Source organism: Desertihabitans aurantiacus (assembly GCF_003344635.1).
Lineage (GTDB): Bacteria > Actinomycetota > Actinomycetes > Propionibacteriales > Propionibacteriaceae > Desertihabitans > Desertihabitans aurantiacus.
This window is the reverse complement of sequence record NZ_QPKK01000043.1, coordinates 1-17,826: the sequence shown is the minus strand read 5'-3', so window position 1 is coordinate 17,826 and position 17,826 is coordinate 1. Positions and strand designations below refer to the sequence as shown.

At 70.7% G+C, this 17,826-nt stretch carries 17 protein-coding genes and 1 pseudogene; 12 read left to right on the top strand and 6 right to left on the bottom strand.

Annotated features, from left to right (window positions below):
• Positions 1 to 186: pseudogene (locus DVA66_RS21550) on the bottom strand (hypothetical protein); the annotation flags it as partial.
• A gap of 25 nt (positions 187 to 211) precedes the next feature.
• Positions 212 to 1,609, bottom strand: coding sequence for a dihydrolipoyl dehydrogenase (gene lpdA, locus DVA66_RS05735; protein WP_114559202.1), 1,398 nt, complete (start codon positions 1,607 to 1,609; stop codon positions 212 to 214).
• A 117-nt stretch (positions 1,610 to 1,726) separates the two neighbouring features.
• Here lpdA and DVA66_RS05730 point away from each other — a divergent pair, with 117 nt between their 5' ends.
• Positions 1,727 to 3,256, top strand: a complete 1,530-nt coding sequence (locus DVA66_RS05730) for a helix-turn-helix domain-containing protein (RefSeq protein ID WP_114559201.1) — start codon at positions 1,727 to 1,729, stop codon at positions 3,254 to 3,256.
• Positions 3,257 to 3,347: 91 nt separating this feature from the next.
• Here DVA66_RS05730 and pdxY read toward each other — a convergent pair whose 3' ends face one another.
• Positions 3,348 to 4,223, bottom strand: a complete 876-nt coding sequence (gene pdxY / locus DVA66_RS05725; protein WP_114559194.1) for a pyridoxal kinase PdxY — start codon at positions 4,221 to 4,223, stop codon at positions 3,348 to 3,350.
• A 35-nt stretch (positions 4,224 to 4,258) separates the two neighbouring features.
• Between pdxY and DVA66_RS05720 the strand changes: the two genes are divergently transcribed.
• From DVA66_RS05720 to DVA66_RS05705, 4 genes are all read left to right on the top strand, one after another.
• Positions 4,259 to 4,714, top strand: coding sequence for a PGPGW domain-containing protein (locus tag DVA66_RS05720; protein ID WP_114559193.1), 456 nt, complete (start codon positions 4,259 to 4,261; stop codon positions 4,712 to 4,714).
• A gap of 56 nt (positions 4,715 to 4,770) precedes the next feature.
• The gene (locus DVA66_RS05715) at positions 4,771 to 5,502 is read left to right on the top strand and encodes a glycerophosphodiester phosphodiesterase (RefSeq protein WP_114559200.1); all 732 of its coding nucleotides are present in this window, start codon (positions 4,771 to 4,773) and stop codon (positions 5,500 to 5,502) included.
• Positions 5,503 to 5,528: 26 nt separating this feature from the next.
• Positions 5,529 to 6,899 carry an MFS transporter gene (locus DVA66_RS05710; protein ID WP_232821792.1) on the top strand — a complete coding sequence of 457 codons (1,371 nt, stop codon included), beginning with the start codon at positions 5,529 to 5,531 and terminating at the stop codon, positions 6,897 to 6,899.
• 138 nt (positions 6,900 to 7,037) lie between these two features.
• The gene (locus tag DVA66_RS05705; protein WP_114124963.1) at positions 7,038 to 7,400 is read left to right on the top strand and encodes an RNA polymerase-binding protein RbpA; all 363 of its coding nucleotides are present in this window, start codon (positions 7,038 to 7,040) and stop codon (positions 7,398 to 7,400) included.
• 56 nt (positions 7,401 to 7,456) lie between these two features.
• Here DVA66_RS05705 and DVA66_RS05700 read toward each other — a convergent pair whose 3' ends face one another.
• Together DVA66_RS05700 and DVA66_RS05695 are read right to left on the bottom strand one after the other, a co-directional pair.
• Complete coding sequence (locus DVA66_RS05700; RefSeq protein WP_114559192.1) at positions 7,457 to 7,996, bottom strand: FxsA family protein; 540 nt, start codon at positions 7,994 to 7,996, stop codon at positions 7,457 to 7,459.
• Positions 7,993 to 8,799 (bottom strand): polyprenol monophosphomannose synthase, encoded by an 807-nt coding sequence (locus DVA66_RS05695; RefSeq protein WP_198671518.1) that lies wholly within the window; start codon positions 8,797 to 8,799, stop codon positions 7,993 to 7,995. The genes DVA66_RS05700 and DVA66_RS05695 overlap by 4 nt, the downstream gene beginning before the upstream one ends.
• Positions 8,800 to 8,940: 141 nt before the next feature.
• Here DVA66_RS05695 and DVA66_RS05690 point away from each other — a divergent pair, with 141 nt between their 5' ends.
• The 7 genes from DVA66_RS05690 to DVA66_RS05660 all read left to right on the top strand — a co-directional run bounded on the left by DVA66_RS05690 (position 8,941) and on the right by DVA66_RS05660 (position 16,561).
• Complete coding sequence (locus DVA66_RS05690) at positions 8,941 to 9,462, top strand: glycine cleavage system protein R (RefSeq protein ID WP_114559197.1); 522 nt, start codon at positions 8,941 to 8,943, stop codon at positions 9,460 to 9,462.
• Positions 9,459 to 10,037 carry a peptide deformylase gene (locus DVA66_RS05685; protein ID WP_232821791.1) on the top strand — a complete coding sequence of 193 codons (579 nt, stop codon included), beginning with the start codon at positions 9,459 to 9,461 and terminating at the stop codon, positions 10,035 to 10,037. Before DVA66_RS05690 ends, DVA66_RS05685 begins: the two co-directional genes overlap by 4 nt.
• Before the next feature lie 389 nt (positions 10,038 to 10,426).
• The gene (locus DVA66_RS05680; protein WP_198671517.1) at positions 10,427 to 11,437 is read left to right on the top strand and encodes a LacI family DNA-binding transcriptional regulator; all 1,011 of its coding nucleotides are present in this window, start codon (positions 10,427 to 10,429) and stop codon (positions 11,435 to 11,437) included.
• 37 nt (positions 11,438 to 11,474) lie between these two features.
• On the top strand, positions 11,475 to 12,800 hold the full coding sequence (locus DVA66_RS05675) for an extracellular solute-binding protein (protein ID WP_114559190.1): 1,326 nt from the start codon (positions 11,475 to 11,477) through the stop codon (positions 12,798 to 12,800).
• Complete coding sequence (locus DVA66_RS05670) at positions 12,797 to 13,762, top strand: carbohydrate ABC transporter permease (protein ID WP_114559189.1); 966 nt, start codon at positions 12,797 to 12,799, stop codon at positions 13,760 to 13,762. The genes DVA66_RS05675 and DVA66_RS05670 overlap by 4 nt, the downstream gene beginning before the upstream one ends.
• Before the next feature lies 1 nt (position 13,763).
• Complete coding sequence (locus DVA66_RS05665) at positions 13,764 to 14,672, top strand: carbohydrate ABC transporter permease (protein ID WP_198671516.1); 909 nt, start codon at positions 13,764 to 13,766, stop codon at positions 14,670 to 14,672.
• A gap of 2 nt (positions 14,673 to 14,674) precedes the next feature.
• Positions 14,675 to 16,561, top strand: a complete 1,887-nt coding sequence (locus tag DVA66_RS05660; RefSeq protein ID WP_114559188.1) for an ADP-ribosylglycohydrolase family protein — start codon at positions 14,675 to 14,677, stop codon at positions 16,559 to 16,561.
• 203 nt (positions 16,562 to 16,764) lie between these two features.
• Here the strand turns inward: DVA66_RS05660 and lnt are convergent.
• Positions 16,765 to 17,826: apolipoprotein N-acyltransferase (gene lnt / locus DVA66_RS05655; RefSeq protein WP_114559187.1), on the bottom strand; the 1,062-nt coding region annotated here is incomplete at its 5' end.

Here is a 17,826-nt window from a genome sequence, read left to right as displayed (position 1 = left end):
CAGCTCCAGCACGGGGGCGGGCGTGGGCGTCGGGGTGGGTATGGGGGTCGGGGTCGCCGACGGGGTCGGGGCGGGGCTCACCGCCGGGTCGGACGGGCCCGGCACCGGATCCACGCCCTCCTGCACCGGCGACCCGGTGCAGGAGGCGAGCGCGGTCGACAACGACGCCGCCGTCGCGGCGGCCACCAGGCCCAGGCGACGGCGGCGCACGTCAGAGGTTGATCATGTGCCCGGCGATGCCCTCGACGGCTTCCTTCAGGGCCTCCGACAGGGTCGGGTGGGCGTGGATGTTGCGGGACACCTCGTGGGCGGTGAGGTCCCACTGCTGGGCCAGGGTCAGCTCGGGCAGCAGCTCGGTGACGTCAGGGCCGATCATGTGGGCGCCCAGCAGCTCGCCGTGGGTGGCGTCGGCCACCACCTTGACGAAGCCGGTGGCGTCGCCCAGGCCGTGGGCCTTGCCGTTGGCCGAGAACGGGAACTTGGCGACCTTGACGTCGTAGCCGAGCTCCTTGGCCTTGGCCTCGGTGTAGCCGAACGAGCCGATCTGCGGCTGGCAGTAGGTGGCGCGCGGGACCATGTCGTAGTCGATCGGCATCGTCTCGGCGCCGGCGATCGTCTCGGCGGCGACCACACCCATCGCCTCGGCGGTGTGGGCCAGCATCAGCTTGGCGGTGACGTCGCCGATCGCGTAGATGTGCGGCACGTTCGTGCGCATGAAGTCGTCGATGGCGATGGCGCCGCGCTCGGTCAGCTCCACACCGGTGTTCTCCAGCCCGTAGCCCTTGGTGCGGGCGGCGAAGCCGATCGCCTGCAGGACCTTGTCGGCCTCGAGCACCTGCGACTCCCCGCCGTCGGCGGGGCTGACGGTGACCTTGACCTTGTCGCCGGAGTCGTCGATCGCCTCGACCTTGGTCTTGGTCATGACCTTGACGCCGAGCTTCTTGTAGGCCTTGGCCAGCTCGGCGGAGACCTCGGGCTCCTCCAGCGGCACCATCCGGTCGAAGAACTCCACGATGGTGACGTCGACGCCGTAGTTGGCCATCACGTAGGCGAACTCGACGCCGATCGCGCCGGCGCCGGCGATGACGATGGAGCCGGGCAGCGAGTCGGTGACGATCTGCTCCTCGTAGGTCACCACGCGCTCGCTGAGCTGGGTGCCGGGCAGCAGCCGGGTGGTGGCGCCGGCGGCGATGATCGCGGAGTCGAAGGTCACCGTCTCCTCACCGCTCTCGGTGCGGACGCGGATGGTGTTGGCGTCGGTGAACTCGCCCCAGCCGGTGTACTCGGTGATCTTGTTCTTCTTCATCAGGAAGTGCACACCCTTGACCATCCGGTCGGCGACCCCGCGGCTGCGCTTGAAGGCGGCGCCGTAGTCGAAGGTGACATCGCCCTGGATGCCGAAGGTCTTCGCGTCGGCGGTGAAGATGTGGGCGAGCTCGGCGTTGCGCAGCAGCGCCTTGGTCGGGATGCAGCCGACGTTCAGGCAGACACCACCCCAGTACTTCTCCTCGATCACGGCGGTCTTCAGCCCGAGCTGCGCGGCCCGGATGGCGGCGACGTACCCACCGGGGCCTCCCCCGAGGACGACGACATCGAAGTGTGCGGTCATGGTCGACACTCTAGCCACGTCCGGGAGGCCTCCCGGACCGGCGGCGGAGGACGTCGGAGCGCCGACTCTCCGAGGCGGGAGCTTGAGATATATCGCATGTGAGATACGGTGGCGGACGTGACTGACACCTCGCTGGACCGCATCGGCAGCCTCATCCGCGACGCCCGCAAGCACCGTGGGCTCACCCAGAGCGAGCTGGCCGGGGTGCTCGGCACCAGTCAGAGCGCGGTGCACCGGATCGAGGCGGGCAACCAGAACCTCAGCCTCGAGATGGTCAACCGGATCGCCAGCGCGCTGGACCGCGAGCTGATCAGCGTCGGCGGCGGGCCCACCCACCTGCGGATCCGCGGCGGCACCCCGCTGTCGGGCTCGATCCCGGTGCGCTCGTCCAAGAACGCCGCGGTCGCCGTGCTGTGCGCCTCGCTGCTCAACCGGGGCACCACCAAGCTCAAGGGGATCGCCCGGATCGAGGAGGTGAACCGGATCCTCGAGGTGCTGACCAGCATCGGGGTGGAGGCCACCTGGTCCGACGACCGGACCGACCTCACCCTGGTGCGGCCCGAGCACCTCGACCTGGCTGCGATGGACGTCGAGGCCGCGCGCCGCACCCGCAGCGTCATCATGTTCCTCGGCCCGCTGCTGCACTTCTACCCGCACTTCGAGCTGCCCTACGCCGGCGGCTGCGACCTGGGTGCCCGCACCATCGAGCCCCACCTGCAGGTGCTGCGGCGCTTCGGCCTGCACGTCAACGCCACCGAGGGCTTCTACCACTGCGACGTCGACCGGACCACCGGCGACCGCAGCATCGTGCTGACCGAGCGTGGCGACACCGTCACCGAGAACGCGCTGATGGCCGCGGCCATGACGCCGGGCGTCACCGTGCTGCGCAACGCCAGCCCGAACTACATGGTCCAGGACATCTGCGCCTTCCTCACCACCCTCGGCGTGCAGATCGAGGGCATCGGCACCACCACCCTCACGGTGCACGGGGTCGACTCCATCCACGCCGACGTCGAGTACGCGCCGTCGGAGGACCCGATCGAGGCGATGAGCCTGCTGACCGCGGCGACGGTCACCGACTCCGAGCTGACCATCACCCGGGTGCCGATCGAGTTCCTCGAGATCGAGCTGGCCATCCTGGGCGAGATGGGGCTGCGCTACGACCAGGGCCCCGAGTACCTGTCGGAGAACGGGCTGACCCGGCTGTGCGACCTGACGGTGCACCCGTCGACCCTGCGGGCCCCGATCGACAAGATCCACCCGATGCCGTTCCCCGGGCTGAACATCGACAACCTGCCGTTCTTCGCGGTGATCGCGGCCGCGGCCGAGGGCGAGACGATGATCCACGACTGGGTGTACGAGAACCGGGCGATCCACCTGCTCGAGCTCAACAAGCTCGGGGCCAACGTGCAGCTGCTCGACCCGCACCGGCTGATCGTCAAGGGCCCGACCCGGTGGCGCGGCCAGGAGGTCGTCTGCCCGCCGGCACTCCGTCCGGCCGTCTGCCTGCTGCTGGGCATGCTGGCCGCGCGTGGGGAGTCGGTGCTGCGCAACACCTACATGATCAACCGGGGTTATGAGGACCTGCCGCAGCGGCTCAATGCGCTGGGGGCCGACGTGCAGGCCTTCACCGACCCGCGCGTCTGACCGATCGGGTCGGTGCGGGTGGCGTCGTCGGTCCTCCAGGGAGAGCCGGTCGTCCCCGCGGTGCGCACGGTCCGCACGCGCGGGGCGGCGGTCAGCGCAGCCGCTCGACCTCGAAGCGGTGCGACGGGGCGACCAGCTCGTCCTGGGCGGCCACCAGCTGCAGCTCGCCCTTCCCGGCGGCCGCGGTCTGCTCCAGGACGCCGAACACCCGGCCCGCGGTCGTGCCCAGGGCGGTCGGCAGGTCGTCCCCCGCCAGCAGGCAGGACAGGAACATCGCGCACGTCAGGTCGCCCGAGCCTGTGAAGACCCGCTGCAGCAGCGGCGTCCGCACCAGCCAGGCGCCCTCGCCGTCCACCGCCACCATCTGCAGCTCGTCACCGGGCTGGTCGGGCAGCACCATGCTCGTCACCAGCACCGTCTGGGGGCCCGCGGCGCGCAGCCGGTCCGCGGCGGCCAGCACCTCCTCCAGCGTGGTCGTGGGCTGCCCGCCGCTGAGGAAGTCGAGCTCGTAGTGGTTGGGGGTCACCACGTCGGCCCGCGGCAGCACCCGGTCGCGCATCAGGTCGGGGATGCCCGGCCGCACGTACATCCCCCGGCCGACGTCGCCCATGACCGGGTCGCAGCAGTAGATGGCCCGCGGGTTGCGCTCTTTCACGGTGGCGACCACGTCGAGGATCGTCAGCCCCATCTCCTCGGCCCCCTGGTAGCCCGACAGCACCGCGTCGCACTCCGGCAGCACCCCGAGCGCGTCGATGCCCTGCACCACCGCGGCCACGTCCGCCGGGGTCAGCAGCGGGCCCTGCCACGACGGGTAGCCGGTGTGGTTGGAGAAGTGCACGGTCAGCACCGGCCACACCTCCACGCCCACCCGCATCAGCGGGAAGGTGGCCGCGCTGTTGCCCACGTGCCCGTAGGCGACGGACGACTGCACGGAGAGGATCGAGGTCACGGGCCGGCTCGCTGACATGGGGGCCATCATGTCGCAGCACTAGACTCCGCCGCATGCTGGCCGACGTCGAACGCGACTCCGGCGTCGGTGACCCCGCGCGACCCGACCGCTGGGCCTGGCGGGCCCGGCTGCGCGAACGCCGCCACACCCGGATCACCTTGCGGGTGTGCGTCGGCCTGCTGGGCACCCTGCTGATCGTCGCCGGCGCGATCACCGGCCCGCTGCCCGGTCCCGGTGGCATCCCGCTGGTGCTGCTCGGTCTGGCGGTCTGGGCGAGCGAGTTCCGCTGGGCGCACCGGTTGATGGCCCGGTTCAAGCAGGCGGTGCGCTACTTCGCCCGCTGGCCGCGCCGCCGGAAGGTGCTCGCCGTCGTCGTCGGCGTCCTGCTCGGCTGGTCGGCCCTCTACGCCGGCCTGTGGCTCAACGGGATCCCCGCCTGGCTGCCGGACTGGGCCAGCGGACCACTGGACCGGCTGCCCGCGATCACCCCCGCCGGCCACCTGCGGTGACACCGGTGCGCGCCGGCCGGCCGTACAGCCCCTTCCCACCCGGCGGGTTCGTCGCCATGGCACACCGCGGCGGCGCGCTGCTCCCGGCCAACCGGGGTCGGGAGAACACCGTGCACGCCTTCACCGAGGCCACCCGGCTGGGCTACCGCCACCTCGAGACCGACGTGCACACCACCGCCGACGGCGTCCTCGTCGCCTTCCACGACACCGTGCTCGACCGGGTCACCGACGCCTCCGGCGAGATCGCCCGGCTGCCCTGGGCCGAGGTCCGACGGGCCCGGGTCGGCGGCCGCGACCCCGTCCCCACCCTGGACGAGCTGCTCGAGACCTTCCCCGACGCCGTGCTCAACCTCGACATCAAGGCGCCCGGTGCGATCGCCCCGTTGGCCGAGACGCTGCGCCGGCACGCCGCCACCGGTCGGGTCTGCGTCGGCTCCTTCAGCCTCCGCCGGCTGTCGGCCTTCCGCGCCCTCGCCGGGACGTCCGTGGCCACCTCGGCCACCCAGCTCGAGGTGGTGCTCACCCGGCTCGGGCTCCCCTTCGCCGGCCGCGGCCCCGCCGTCGCGCTGCAGGTGCCCGTGCGGCACCGGATCCTCGGCGTGGACGTCCCGATCGTCACCCGCGGCTTGGTCGAGCGCGCCCACGCCGCCGGTCGCCAGGTGCACGTGTGGACCATCGACGACGAGGACGAGATGCACCGGCTGGTCGACCTGGGGGTCGACGGCCTGGTCAGCGACGCCATCGATACCTTGAAGCGCGTCCTGACCGCCCGCGGCCTGTGGGACTGAGCGCAGGACCGACCCGAGGAGACGCCGTGACCGAGCCGCCCGACGCCCCCAGCCGCCGCACCGACGCCCTCACCTCCGGTGCCCGCAGCCTGCTCTCATCCTCCGTCCCCGTCCGGCGGCTGCTGGCCTGGGCCAGCTTCGACTGGGGTGCGGCCTCGTTCCAGGCGGTCATCACCTCCTTCGTCTTCGCCACCTACCTCGCCGATGCCGTGGCCACCGAGGACGGCGCGGTCTGGATCACCGTCACCAACGCCCTCACCGCCGTGGTCGTGGCGCTCGGCGCGGCGGTGGTCGGTCAGCGGGCCGACCGGCTCGGGCAGCGCCGGCGGACCCTGCTGGTGCTGACCATCGGCGTCTGGATCTGCATGGCGCTGATGTCGCTGGTCCGGCCCGAGCCCGGCTACCTGCCGCTGGGGCTGGTGCTGCTCGGCCTGGCCGGGATCTTCTCCGAGATCGGCAACGCCAGCTACTACGCGATGCTCCAGCAGGTCTCGACCCCCCGCAACGTCGGCGCGGTCTCCGGGTTCGGCTGGGCGATGGGCTACGTCGGCGGCATCGTCCTGCTGCTGGTGGGCTACTTCGGCTTCATCGCCCCCGAGGTGGGCTGGTTCGGCGTCACGGGCGAGGACGGCATGGACGTCCGGGCCGTGGTGCTGGTCTCCACGCTGTGGTTCGTCGTGTTCGGGCTGCCCTTGTTCCTCGCCGTGCCCGAGAGCACGCCCGACCACACCCTGCCCCGCCTCGGGCTCGTGGGCAGCTACCGGGTGCTGGTCCGCGACCTCGTGCAGCTGTGGCGGGTCGACCGCAACGCGGTGCGCTTCCTGCTCGCCAGCGCGCTCTACCGCGACGGTCTCGCGGTCATCTTCAGCATCGGCGCGGTACTGGCGGTCAGCGTGTACGGCCTGTCCGCCGGCGACGTGCTGATCTTCGGGGTGGCCGCCAACGTGGTGGCCGCCGTCGGGGCGCTGGTCGGCGGCCTGGTCGAGGACCGGGTGGGGCCGCGGCTGGTCATCCTCGTCTCGGTCGCCGCCCTCTGCGTCGTGGGGCTGGTGCTGCTGGTCGTCTCCGGCCCGACCATGTTCTGGGTGTTCGGGCTGGCGCTGACGCTGTGGGTCGGGCCGGCCCAGGCCTCCTCCCGCGCCCTGCTCACCCGCCTGGCGCCCCCTGGTCACGAGGGACAGATCTTCGGGCTCTACACCAGCACCGGTCGCGCGGTCTCCTTCCTGGCGCCCAGCCTGTTCGCCCTCTTCGCGACGATCGGCTCCGAGCGCACCGGCATCCTCGGCATCGTGCTGGTGCTGCTCGCCGGCGGTGCGGTGATGCTCACCGTGCGCAACCCACGCCGTCCCGCCGAGGCCGCCGACCCGGCCGCCCCACCCGCAGTGACGAGCTCCTGACGACACCCCGCCGACGCTGGTTGAGACCCGCCCGACTGGGCACACTGGAGGTGGCGGGATTCCCCGACCGGTGCCGGACCGGGAACAACCACGGCCAGCGGGCCGTTGGTGTGGGAGACCGACGGGGAGGAGCACATCATGGCCGATCGAGCACTGCGGGGTTCGGGGCTGGGAGCCAAGAGCTTCGAGGACGAGTCGGGGATCGAGTTCGCCGCACGCCAGGAGATCGGGTTCGACTGCACCCGCGGTCACCACTTCACGGTGACGTTCGCGGCCGAGGCCGAGCTCCCGACGCTGTGGGAGTGTCCGCGCTGCGGGTCCGAGGCCAAGCGGTCCGACGGTGTCGTGGCCGAGGTCAAGGAGGGCAAGCCGGCCCGCACCCACTGGGACATGCTGCTGGAGCGCCGTTCGATCTCCGAGCTGGAGGACCTGCTGGCCGAGCGTCTGGACCTGCTGCGCCAGGACGACGACCAGCGGGCGACGGGCCGTCACAGCGCCTGATCCCCACCGAACGCACACGAAGCCCCCGGGACACCCGTCCCGGGGGCTTCGTCGTGCTAGCCCTCCTCGACCTCGCCGCGGATCACGGTCGGGTCGTCGCGACGTGGTGGCGGACCGTCGACGACCTCACCCTCCACGGTGTTCGCACGGTCCATCCGGGCCCGCACCACGTCGACGTCGACGCCGAGCCGCCGGGCCCGGGCCCGCGCCCAGCGGTCGAGCCAGCGGCCGGTCAGCGCCCGGGTCGGCGGCAGCAGCAGCCACAGCCCCACCAGGTCGGTCAGCAGGCCCGGCACCACCAGCGCGATGCCGCCGAGCAGGATCAGCCCGCCGGAGGCGATCTCGTCCGAGGGCGGCTGCCCCGACTGCAGCGTCCTCGCCAGCTGCTGCCAGTTCCGCCGTCCCTGCCGGGTGGCGAGCACCACGCCGAGCACCATCCCCAGCAGCACGACCAGCAGCGTCCACCAGCCGCCGATCAGCCCGGCCAGCTGGATCAGCAGCCAGACCTCCAGCACCGGCAGGCCGAGCACCAGCACCGGCACCAGCACCCGCCAGCCGGAGGTGCGCCGGCGGCCCTGCGCGGTCGGGACGCTCATCGCCGAGCCGCCACCGCCGCGCTCCGGCCGCGACCGGCCAGGGCGCGCAGCTGCCCGGCCCGGTGCCCGATCCCCCACAGCGTGGTCCGCAGCAGGGCCTCGATGACGATCGCCTGGCTCATCTTGGAGTCCCCGCGCTCGCGCTCGACGAAGGTGATCGGCACCTCGCGGACGTCGAACCCGGCCTTGAGCGCACGCCAGGCCAGGTCGACCTGGAAGCAGTAGCCGGCCGAGGCCACGTCGTCCAGACCGATGCCGCGCAGGGTCCGGGCGTGGAAGGCGTTGTAGCCGCCGGTGGCGTCCTGCAGCGGCACGCCCAGGCAGAGGCGGGTCCACAGGTTGCCGCCGCGGGAGAGGATCTTGCGCGAGAGCGGCCAGTTGACCACCTTGCCGCCGGGGATCCAGCGCGAGCCCTTCACCATGTCGGCGCCGTGCTCCAGGGCCGACAGCAGCCGCGGCAGCTGCTCGGGCTGGTGGGAGCCGTCGGCGTCCATCTCGACGACGACGTCGTAGCCGTGGTCGAGCGCCCAGCCGAACCCGGCCAGGTACGCCGCGCCCAGCCCCTCCTTGCCCCGGCGGTGCAGCACATGCACGTGGTCGTCGTCGGCGGCCAGCGCGTCCGCGATCCGGCCGGTGCCGTCGGGTGAGTTGTCGTCGGCCACCAGCACGTGCACGTCAGGGGTCGCCGCCCGCACCCGCGAGACGATCAGCTCGACGTTGTCGGCCTCGTTGTAGGTCGGGATGACGACCAGCACCCTCGGCTTCTCGGGCGGCGTGGCGGGGTCGGGGCTGTGGTCGGACAACGATCCTCCTCGTCTGGGCTGCCGCCCATCTTCCCCCACCGCGCCGACCGACCGAAGCCGACGCGGCCCTGAGCGGCCCCTGAGCCGCCCGTATGCGGGCGCGGGCTGGCGGGACGCCGTGGTCTCGCTAGGGTGACGGCCGTGACCGACCTGCTCGCCGTGACCGTGATCGGCTCCGACCGCCCCGGGATCGTCGCCGACGTGACCGCGGCGCTGGCCGGGCTGGAGGCCAACCTCGAGGACTCCACCATGACGCTGCTGCGCGGCCAGTTCGCGATGGTGGTGCTGGTGCACACCTCCGCACCGGTCGCCGCGGTCGAGCAGGCGCTCGCCCCGGTCACCGCCGACGGCACCCTCGGGGTGGACGTCCGCCCGGTCGCCGACGTCGACTCCCAGCCGGTGCTGGGTGCCGACCACATCCTGCACGTCAACGGCGCGGACCGCCCGGGCATCGTCGCCGGCATCACCGCCTCGCTGGCCGCCCACGGCGTCAACGTGGTCGGGCTCAGCACGCGGCTGGCCGGTGAGCTCTACGTGCTCACCGCCGAGGTGGTGCTGCCCGACGGCGTGGACGAGCTGGCCGTCCGCGCCGACCTGGACCGGGCCGCCCAGGCCTGCGGCGTGCACGTCCGGCTGGTCCCGGTGGAGACGGACGAGCTGTGACGCAGGCGGTCGGGCCGGCCGGAGACGCCGGGGACGACGGGGTGTCGTGGACCATGCCGGAGCTGCCGCCGGGCACCGTCCGCGAGGTGGTGCGGGCGCCCGCGGAGATCCTCGCCACCGCCGGCGCGGCGGTCGACCCCACCGACCCGGCGACGATCGCGCTGGCCGCCGACCTGCTCGCCACCCAGGCGGTCTCCCCCGGCTGCGTCGGGCTGGCCGCCCAGCAGGTCGGGGAGGCGCTGCGGGTGTTCTCCGTCGACGTCACCGGGCACCCGAAGACCCGCACCTGCCATGGCGCCTTCGTGCTCTGCAACGCCGAGGTGCTCTCGGCCAGCCGCAAGGGCAAGGGCCGCGAGGGCTGCATGTCGGTGCCCGACCTCACCGGCGACGTCGCCCGAGCCCGCCGGCTGACCGTCCGCGGGCAGCTGCCGGTCACCGGGGAGTGGGTCGAGATCGAGACCGACGCCTTCGAGGCGGTCTGCCTGCAGCACGAGATCGACCACACCGAGGGCCTGCTGTTCCTCGACCGGGTGGTCGGCCCGCAGGCCGTGCACCGGCGCCAGACCTACCTCTGAACAGGCCCCGGTCGCGAGGCCGTCGACTCTGGAGCCGACCACTCGAGCCATCACCGCCGGCCACCCACTGAGCTGCACGAAAGTACGCTCCCCGCTCGGCAAGGAGCCGCCTGCGCAGAAGTGGCGTGCACGCGCGCTGAGTCGCTCATGCGCCCACCCGCCGTACCAGCCCCGGCCCTGCTCGTGCCGGCCGGCAGGCCCGGACATCGACTGCCCTCGACCCGGCGATCCGGCACATCACCGAAGCGCGATCGAGGACTCGCCACCTGGGGGTCCGTTCAGGACAACGTGCCGAATCCAGCTCCACCCTTGACAACGCCGTCCAGTCAGTCGATGGTGGAACCGGTTGCATGTATCCGGTTACACCGTGCCGAGATGGAGGTGGGTCGGTGGGCACGATCTACGACGTCGCACGGCTGGCTGGCGTCTCCACGGCAACCGTTTCGCGGCTGCTGAACGGCACGGGCCCGGTCAGTGAGGCGACCGCCGCTCGGATCCGGGCCGCGATCGAGCAGTCCGGCTACGTGGTCAATCGGGCGGCACGGTCACTGACGACGAAGAACAGCGGCCTCATCGGGTTCCTCACCTCCGACCTGACCAACCCGTTCACCTCCGAGCTCGCCCACGCGATGACCGAACGGGCCAGCCGTGATGGGTTCTCCCTGCTGACCGCGGTCACGTTCGGCCGCGACGACCGGTTCGTGCAGCTGGCCGATGAGCTGCGCCAGCACCAGGTCGACGGCATCATCGCCACCCCGCCGGAGACCCCCACCGTGATCGCCTCGCTGCAGCAGCTCGATCGGGCCGGCATCCCTGTCGTCACGATCGGCATCACCGTTCCCGGCACCGGCGTCGACTTCGTGAGCTGCAACACCTACGACGGTGGGTTGGCTGCGATGCGACACCTGACGTCCCAGGGGCACCGCCGCATCGCCCTCCTCACCGGCACCCCGGCCGAGTCGGTGGCCGGCAGCCGGTTCCGCGCCTACCGCGACGCCCTGGATGAGATCGGTGTCGGGATCGACGCGGACCTCGTGATGGAGGCCGACCTGGACCGGGAGTCCGGGCTGCGGTCGACCGCTGAGCTGCTGCGGCGCTCCGAGCGGCCGACCGCGGTCTTCGCCGTCAACGACATGATCGCGATCGGTGCCCTGCAGGCCTGCCACGCCGCCGGGGTCGACGTGCCCGGCGAGCTGTCGATCGTGGGATTCGACGACGTGCCGATGGCCTCCCTCACCACCCCGATGCTGACGACGGTGTCCCAGCCGCGATCCGAGCTGGGCGCCACAGCCGCCGACCTGCTGGTCCAGCGGCTCCAAGGTGCCGAGCGGGAGCCGGTCGACCGGCGACTTCTCAGCACCCTCGTGGTCCGCGACAGCAGCGGGCCCGCACCCACCTGAGCAAGGCCGACACCGACCATCACGAGGAAGTGATGCCATGTTGCCCCTCCCACCACCACAGCTCAGCCGCAGGGCACTGCTCGGCGGCGCGGCCGCCGCAGCGGTGGCCGGTCTCACCGGTTGCGCATCCCAACGCAGCGCCAGCCGGCTGTCGTTCCTGGTCAACCACACCAACCAGGAGGCGACGCTGTTCCAGCAGGTCGTCGACGAGTGGCTGCAGACCCGGCCCGAGTTGTCGGTCGCGGTGCAGAACATCGCCAACGGCGCCCAGTTCTACACCAGGCTGCGCACCGTCTCGGTGACGCGCGACCTCCCTGACATCTGGTACGCGCGCACCCTCGACACCGCGTTCAACGTCGCCAACGAGTGGCAGCTGCCCCTGACCGACCGGATCGCCGCCGACCCCGACGTCGACGTCTCCGACATGTGGCCGGCCCAGGTGCGGCAGATGTCCATCGGTGACCAGCAGTACTCACTGCCCTACGACTTCTCCTGCTACGCCATCTACTACAACAAGTCGATGTTCGACGAGGTCGGCATCGCCCGTCCCGATGACGAGAACTGGACGTGGCCGGACCTGTTCGACCTGGCCGGCGCCTTCACCCGCATCCAGGGTCGCCGCCAGGACCGGTGGGGATTCTACTTCTCCCTCGGCAGCTGGCTGTTCGATGGCATCTTCCGCGCCAACGGCGGCGCGTTGTTCGACGACGAGGGCCGCCGCTGCCTGGTCGGCTCGGAACAGAACATCGAGACCATGCGGCAGCTGTTCGCTCAGCTCGCCAACGGCAACGCCGCCCAGCCTCAGACGCTTGGAGCTGCGGTCGATCCGTTCGTCTCCGGTCTGGTCGCCATGTCCGTCCAAGGGTCCTGGGCGACCGCGCAGACCCGCGACCAAGTCGGTGACCGGTTCGAGTGGGACCTGCTGAAGCTGCCCCGAGGCAGCACCGGACGACGGGAGGTGGCCACCGCCGGCGGCGCCTGGGGCATCTCGGTCGACTCGGCCAATCCCGATGCCGCGTTCGCGCTGATCAAGTACCTCAGCGCCCGCGAACAGCTCAACACGTTCATCTCCGAGCCGCTGCGCGGCATCCCCGGCCGGGCGAGCTCGGCCGCCGACGAGGTCGAGATGACCCGCGGGCAGGACCTGCCACCGAGGAACTTCGCCATCCTGTCCGAGCAGTTCCTCGATGACGCCTACGAGGTCACCTACCCGCCCTTCTGGGCCGAGTACGAGACCATCTGGAACAACCGCTCGACCGCGCTGAACGCCGGCGCAGCACCCGAGGACATCCTCCCCCAGATCGAACGCGACACCAACGCCGCTTCAGCCCGCTACTTCGCAGCCGAGAGGAGCGGGTCATGACCGCTACCCAGACGCCACACCCGGTGGCCCCGAACGCTCCCACCACAGCTGACGAGCGCCGGGTGCCACGGCGCCGCACAGCCGCTCGGCAGGAGGCCCGCACCGGGCTGCTGTGGCTGCAGGCATGGCTCGTCGGGTTCGCCCTCTTCACCGCGTTCCCGCTCGGATTCTCCCTCTACCTGGCCTTCACCGACTGGAACGGCCGCGGCACCCCGGGTTTCGTCGGCCTGCAGAACTTCATCACCCTGTTCACCGCCGACCCACTGTTCTGGCAGTCGCTCGAGGTGACCGGCGTCTTCGCCCTCATCTACCTGCCGCTCAGCCTGCTGCTCGGCTTCTCGATGGCGATGCTGATGAACCAGAAGCTGCGCGGTGTGACCGTGTTCCGCACCATCTACTACCTGCCGTCGGTGCTGTCGGGGGTCGCCGTCGCGGTCTTGTGGCAGTTCGTGTTCAACACCGACTACGGGCTGGTGAACTGGCTGCTGTCACTGTTCGGCCTCGGTCCGGTCAACTGGCTCCAAGACAGCGCCTGGGTGATTCCGGCGATCGTCATCATGCAGCTGTGGGGTGTCGGCTCCTCGGTCATCGTCTACCTGGGCGGTCTGCAGGGCATACCCAGCGAGCTCTACGAGGTGGCCCGCGTCGACGGCGCCGGGTTCTGGTCCACGCTGCGCACCGTCACCTTGCCGATGATGTCACCGGTCATCTTCTTCCAGCTGGTCCTCGGCATCATCGCGACCGTCCAGATCTTCACGCAGGCCTACATCATGACCGGTGGCGGACCGAACTACGGCTCCTACTTCTACAGCCTCAACATCTACAACCAGGCCTTCACGAACCTTCGTCTTGGCTACTCCTCAGCGATGTCGTGGGTGTTGTTCGTGATCATCCTGCTGATCACCCTCCTCGTCTTCAGAACCGCCCGGCTGTGGGTCTACCAGCCGAACGAGAGGAAATGACATGTCCATCCTGGCCAACCACACCCAGACCCCGCGGGCCACCACCCAGACCGACACCGATCCCCCGGTCGGGACGTCGATGCGCAAGAAGAGCATCCAATCCCGCATCGTCAGCTATGTGGTGCTCGTCCTCGGCAGTCTCGCCTTCTTGTTCCCGCTGGCCTGGCTGGTGAGCACCAGCCTGAAGACGCAGGACCAGATCCTCGTCTACCCGATCCAGTGGTTACCGGACCCGGTCAACTGGTCGAACTACGTCGACCTGTTCGACGTCGCGCCGTTCGGCCGCTACCTGCTCAACACCGTCCTCCTCACCGTCGGCGGCGTCGCCGGCTCCCTGATAGGAAGCTCCATCGCCGCCTACGCGTTCGCCAAGCTGCGTTTCCCCGGCCGCGACGTGTTCTTCATGGTGATGCTGGCCACGCTGATGGTGCCCAGCTGGGCCACCTTGATCCCGTCCTACGTGCTGTTCGCCCGGATCGGCTGGCTCGACAGCTTCGCCCCCATCCTGGTGCCGGCGCTGTTCGCTGCCCCGTTCAACACGTTCCTGCTCAGGCAGTTCTTCTTGTCCATCCCGAACGAGCTGGACGAAGCCGCCAAGATCGACGGCGCCTCCACCTTCCGCATCTTCTGGTCGATCGCGCTGCCGATGGCTCGCCCGGCCCTCATCATCGTGGCGCTGTTCTCCTTCCTCACCTACTGGAACGAGTACCTGCTCCCGCTGGTCTACCTGCAGTCCGACGACAAGTACCCGTTGTCGGTCGGGGTGGCCAATTTCATCGGCTTGCAGAACCAGGACTTCGCACTCGCGATGACCGGGGCGGCTATCGCCATCGCACCCTGTCTGATCCTCTTCTTCATCGCGCAGCGCTGGTTCATCCAAGGAGTAGTCATCACCGGAGTGAAGGGTTAGGCATGTACAAGCTCGACATCACAGGCGACACGTTCCGCGACAAGGTCCTCGGCTGCTGGATCGGCAAGAACGCCGGCGGCACCCTCGGCACCCCCGTGGAGGAGGCGTGGGGACGCGAGGAACCGTTCGACATCTGGTGGTACCCAGAGCTGCAGTCCGGCGGGCTGCCCAACGACGACCTCGAGATGCAGCTGGTCTGGCTCACTGCGTTGCAGCAGGTGGGCCCCGACCTCAAGGCCGCCGATCTCGCCCGCTACTGGCTGGACCACATCGGCTACAACTTCGACGAGTACGGGCTGTCGAAGGCCAACTTGCGTCTCGGCCTCGAGCCTCCCGTCAGCGGCGCCTGGAACAACTGGTTCACCGACTGCATGGGCTGCCCCATCCGGTCCGAGGTCTGGGCCTGCGTCGCGCCCGGCCACCCGCGCATCGCCGCCCGCTACGCCTACGAGGACGCGATCTGCGACCACGCCGGCGGCGAGTCGGTCTACGGCGAGCTGTTCAACGTCGCCATCCAGAGTGCGGCATTCGTCATCTCCGACCGCGACCAGCTCCTCGACATCGGCCTGTCCTACGTGCCCGCCGACTCCGCCACCCACCGTGCCGTCACCACCGCCCGGCAGGCCCACCGCGACGGGGTGGACTGGAAGGAGGCTCGGCAGCGAGTGCTGCACGCCACCCCGAGCGCGATCGCCCAGTACTCTCCGCTCAACCTCGGTTTCCAGACCATCGGCTGGCTGTACGGGAAGGACTTCGGCGAGGCGATGTGCATCACGGTCAACTGCGGCTACGACACCGACTCCTCCGGCGGCAGCATCGGCAGCTGGCTCGGGATCCGGGCCGGCATCGCCCAGCTGCCTGAACGCTGGATCCAACCGTTCGGGATGGGGCTGTCAACCAACGAGTCCTGGGGTGGAGTTCGTCACCTGAGCGACGGCACCACCCCGATCCCTGTCGACATCATCGATCTGACCGACGCCATCGTGGGACAAGCCGAGCGGGTGCTGCGCCACCACGGCCGGCAGCTCGATGGCGCCACGGTGCACGTCGACGAAGCCGACCTGTTCGCGGACGAGTCCATCCGCGAGCTGTGGCAGCGCTCGCCGTGGCAGGTCCACCACGAGCGCCGCCAGCTTGCTGTCACCGTCGACTACCTCGGCGAGGCCTCCGTCGCCCCGGCTGAGTCCAAGCACATCAACGTGCTCCTGCACAACCCGCACCCCGACCCCCTCACGGTCGACGTGACCGTGGATGTGCCGCCCGGCTGGGGCGCGGTCCCTGGGCAGGCCGTCGAGCTGCCGGCCGCCCAGGACGCGGTCGTCGAACTGACGATCCCGGTCGGGGACCGGGCCACCATCGAGCAGCGGAACCTCGTGCTCGTGCACGCGCAGCCCCGGCACTTCCCCACGGTTGCGCCGGTCCCCGTGCCGCTGCCGGGAGCCTCGGCCTGGCAGGTGCGTCCCGCCGGGTCGGAGGTCGACTGGCTCGACCTGGCGGTGCGTGGGAACGAGCTGCCGGTCGCGCAGCTGCTCGACGACCACGGTGCGGTCATGCTCCGCACGTGGGTCGAGGCGGCGGAGCCGGTGCAGGTGCGGCTGGCGGTCGACACCTCGGTCGACACCAGCGTGAGTGTCAACGGGCAGCCGTTGCTCAGCTACCAAGGACCGCGCAAGGTCCGCCCCTCCTACGGTGCGGCCGAGCAGGTCAACCGGGTGGTCGACCTGGACGCCGGGTTCAACGAAGTGCTGCTCGAGCTCGCCCCAGCCAGTGGAGACGGCCCGGCCGAGGACGCGGTCGGGCACTGCTACCTGTCCGAACCTGACCGGCTGCGCAACGGCATCGTCGACCTGGGGCGGACCCGGACGCCCGACGACCGTCCTCAGAGCTGATGAACAGCCCGGACGAGCCTCGGTGCCCCACCAGGAGCATCGAGGCTCGTGCTGGGTGTCGTCCGGGTGCTGACTCTGCCCGCTTCAACCGAAGCGCTTGTCGATGCGGCTGGGGTGGAGCTCCGCGAGCCTCACGCAGGTCCCAGTACCGTCCGGTCGAGGACCGCCGTCCTCAGGTGCGCAAGCCACGGCAACCACGACGATCAGACTCGACCAGCATCAGGTGACGTCGGCCCACGTTTCCCAGCCCGCACCCGGGAGCGCCAGATGGCCACGCCGAGCCCGCCGAGGAGCAGCACTGCCGACAGCACGCTCACCGTCGGGCCCAGCCGCATCGCCGGGGTGATGGTCGTGCGCAGCGGCATCGTCCAGCTGTGCGAGTCCGCGGTGAACTCCGCCGTCTGCCAGACCACCGAGCCATCGGCGCCGATGAACCCGGACGCGCTGCTGGTGGTGGCCACCGCGATCTCGCGCCGGCTCTCCATCGCGCGCACCCGGGTCATCGCGAACTGCTGGGGCACCTCGACCGTGCCGCCGTAGGTGGCCTGGTTGCTCTGCACCACCATCAGCTCCGCACCCGAGCCGACCGTCTCGGCGACGGTGCCGTCGTAGGCCACCTCGAAGCAGATCAGCGTGCCGACCCCGACCGGCTCCCCCGCCACCGGCACGGTCATCAGCCCGTCGGAGGTGCCGGCCACCGATTGGGCACCGACCATCTGCAGCATCGGCACCAGCGGCAGCAGCACGTCCCGGAAGGGGATGTACTCCCCGAACGGCACCAGGTCGCGCTTCTCCATCCGGTCCAGCACCCCTTGCTCGGGGTCGTACCAGAGCGCAGAGGTCTGCCGCTCGTCCGGTCCCGGACCCTCCAGCACCGCCCCGACCTGCACCGGGCGGTCGGCGATCTGCACGGACAGCTCGACCGTGCGCCGGGTGATCGGGTCGGCCAGCGGGTCGATGTCGGTGGAGTTCTCCGGCCACAGCACCATGTCGGGCATCGCGATGGTGCCGGTGCGCGCCCGGGCCATCAGCGTGATCGTCTCGCTGAGGTGGTTGTTGGTGACAGTCCGCGCCCGCCCGAGCGCGGCCACCCCGACGCCGTCGACGTTGCCCTGCACCAGCCCGACGGTCACCTGGCGCCCGCCGGACGCGGTCGCCGGCACCCAGCCGCGCAGCAGCTGCCCGGCCAGCCCGACGACCAGCGCGGCCGCGAGCACCACCGCCACCGGACGCCACCCCGCCCGCCCCTGCTGCCCGGACGGCTG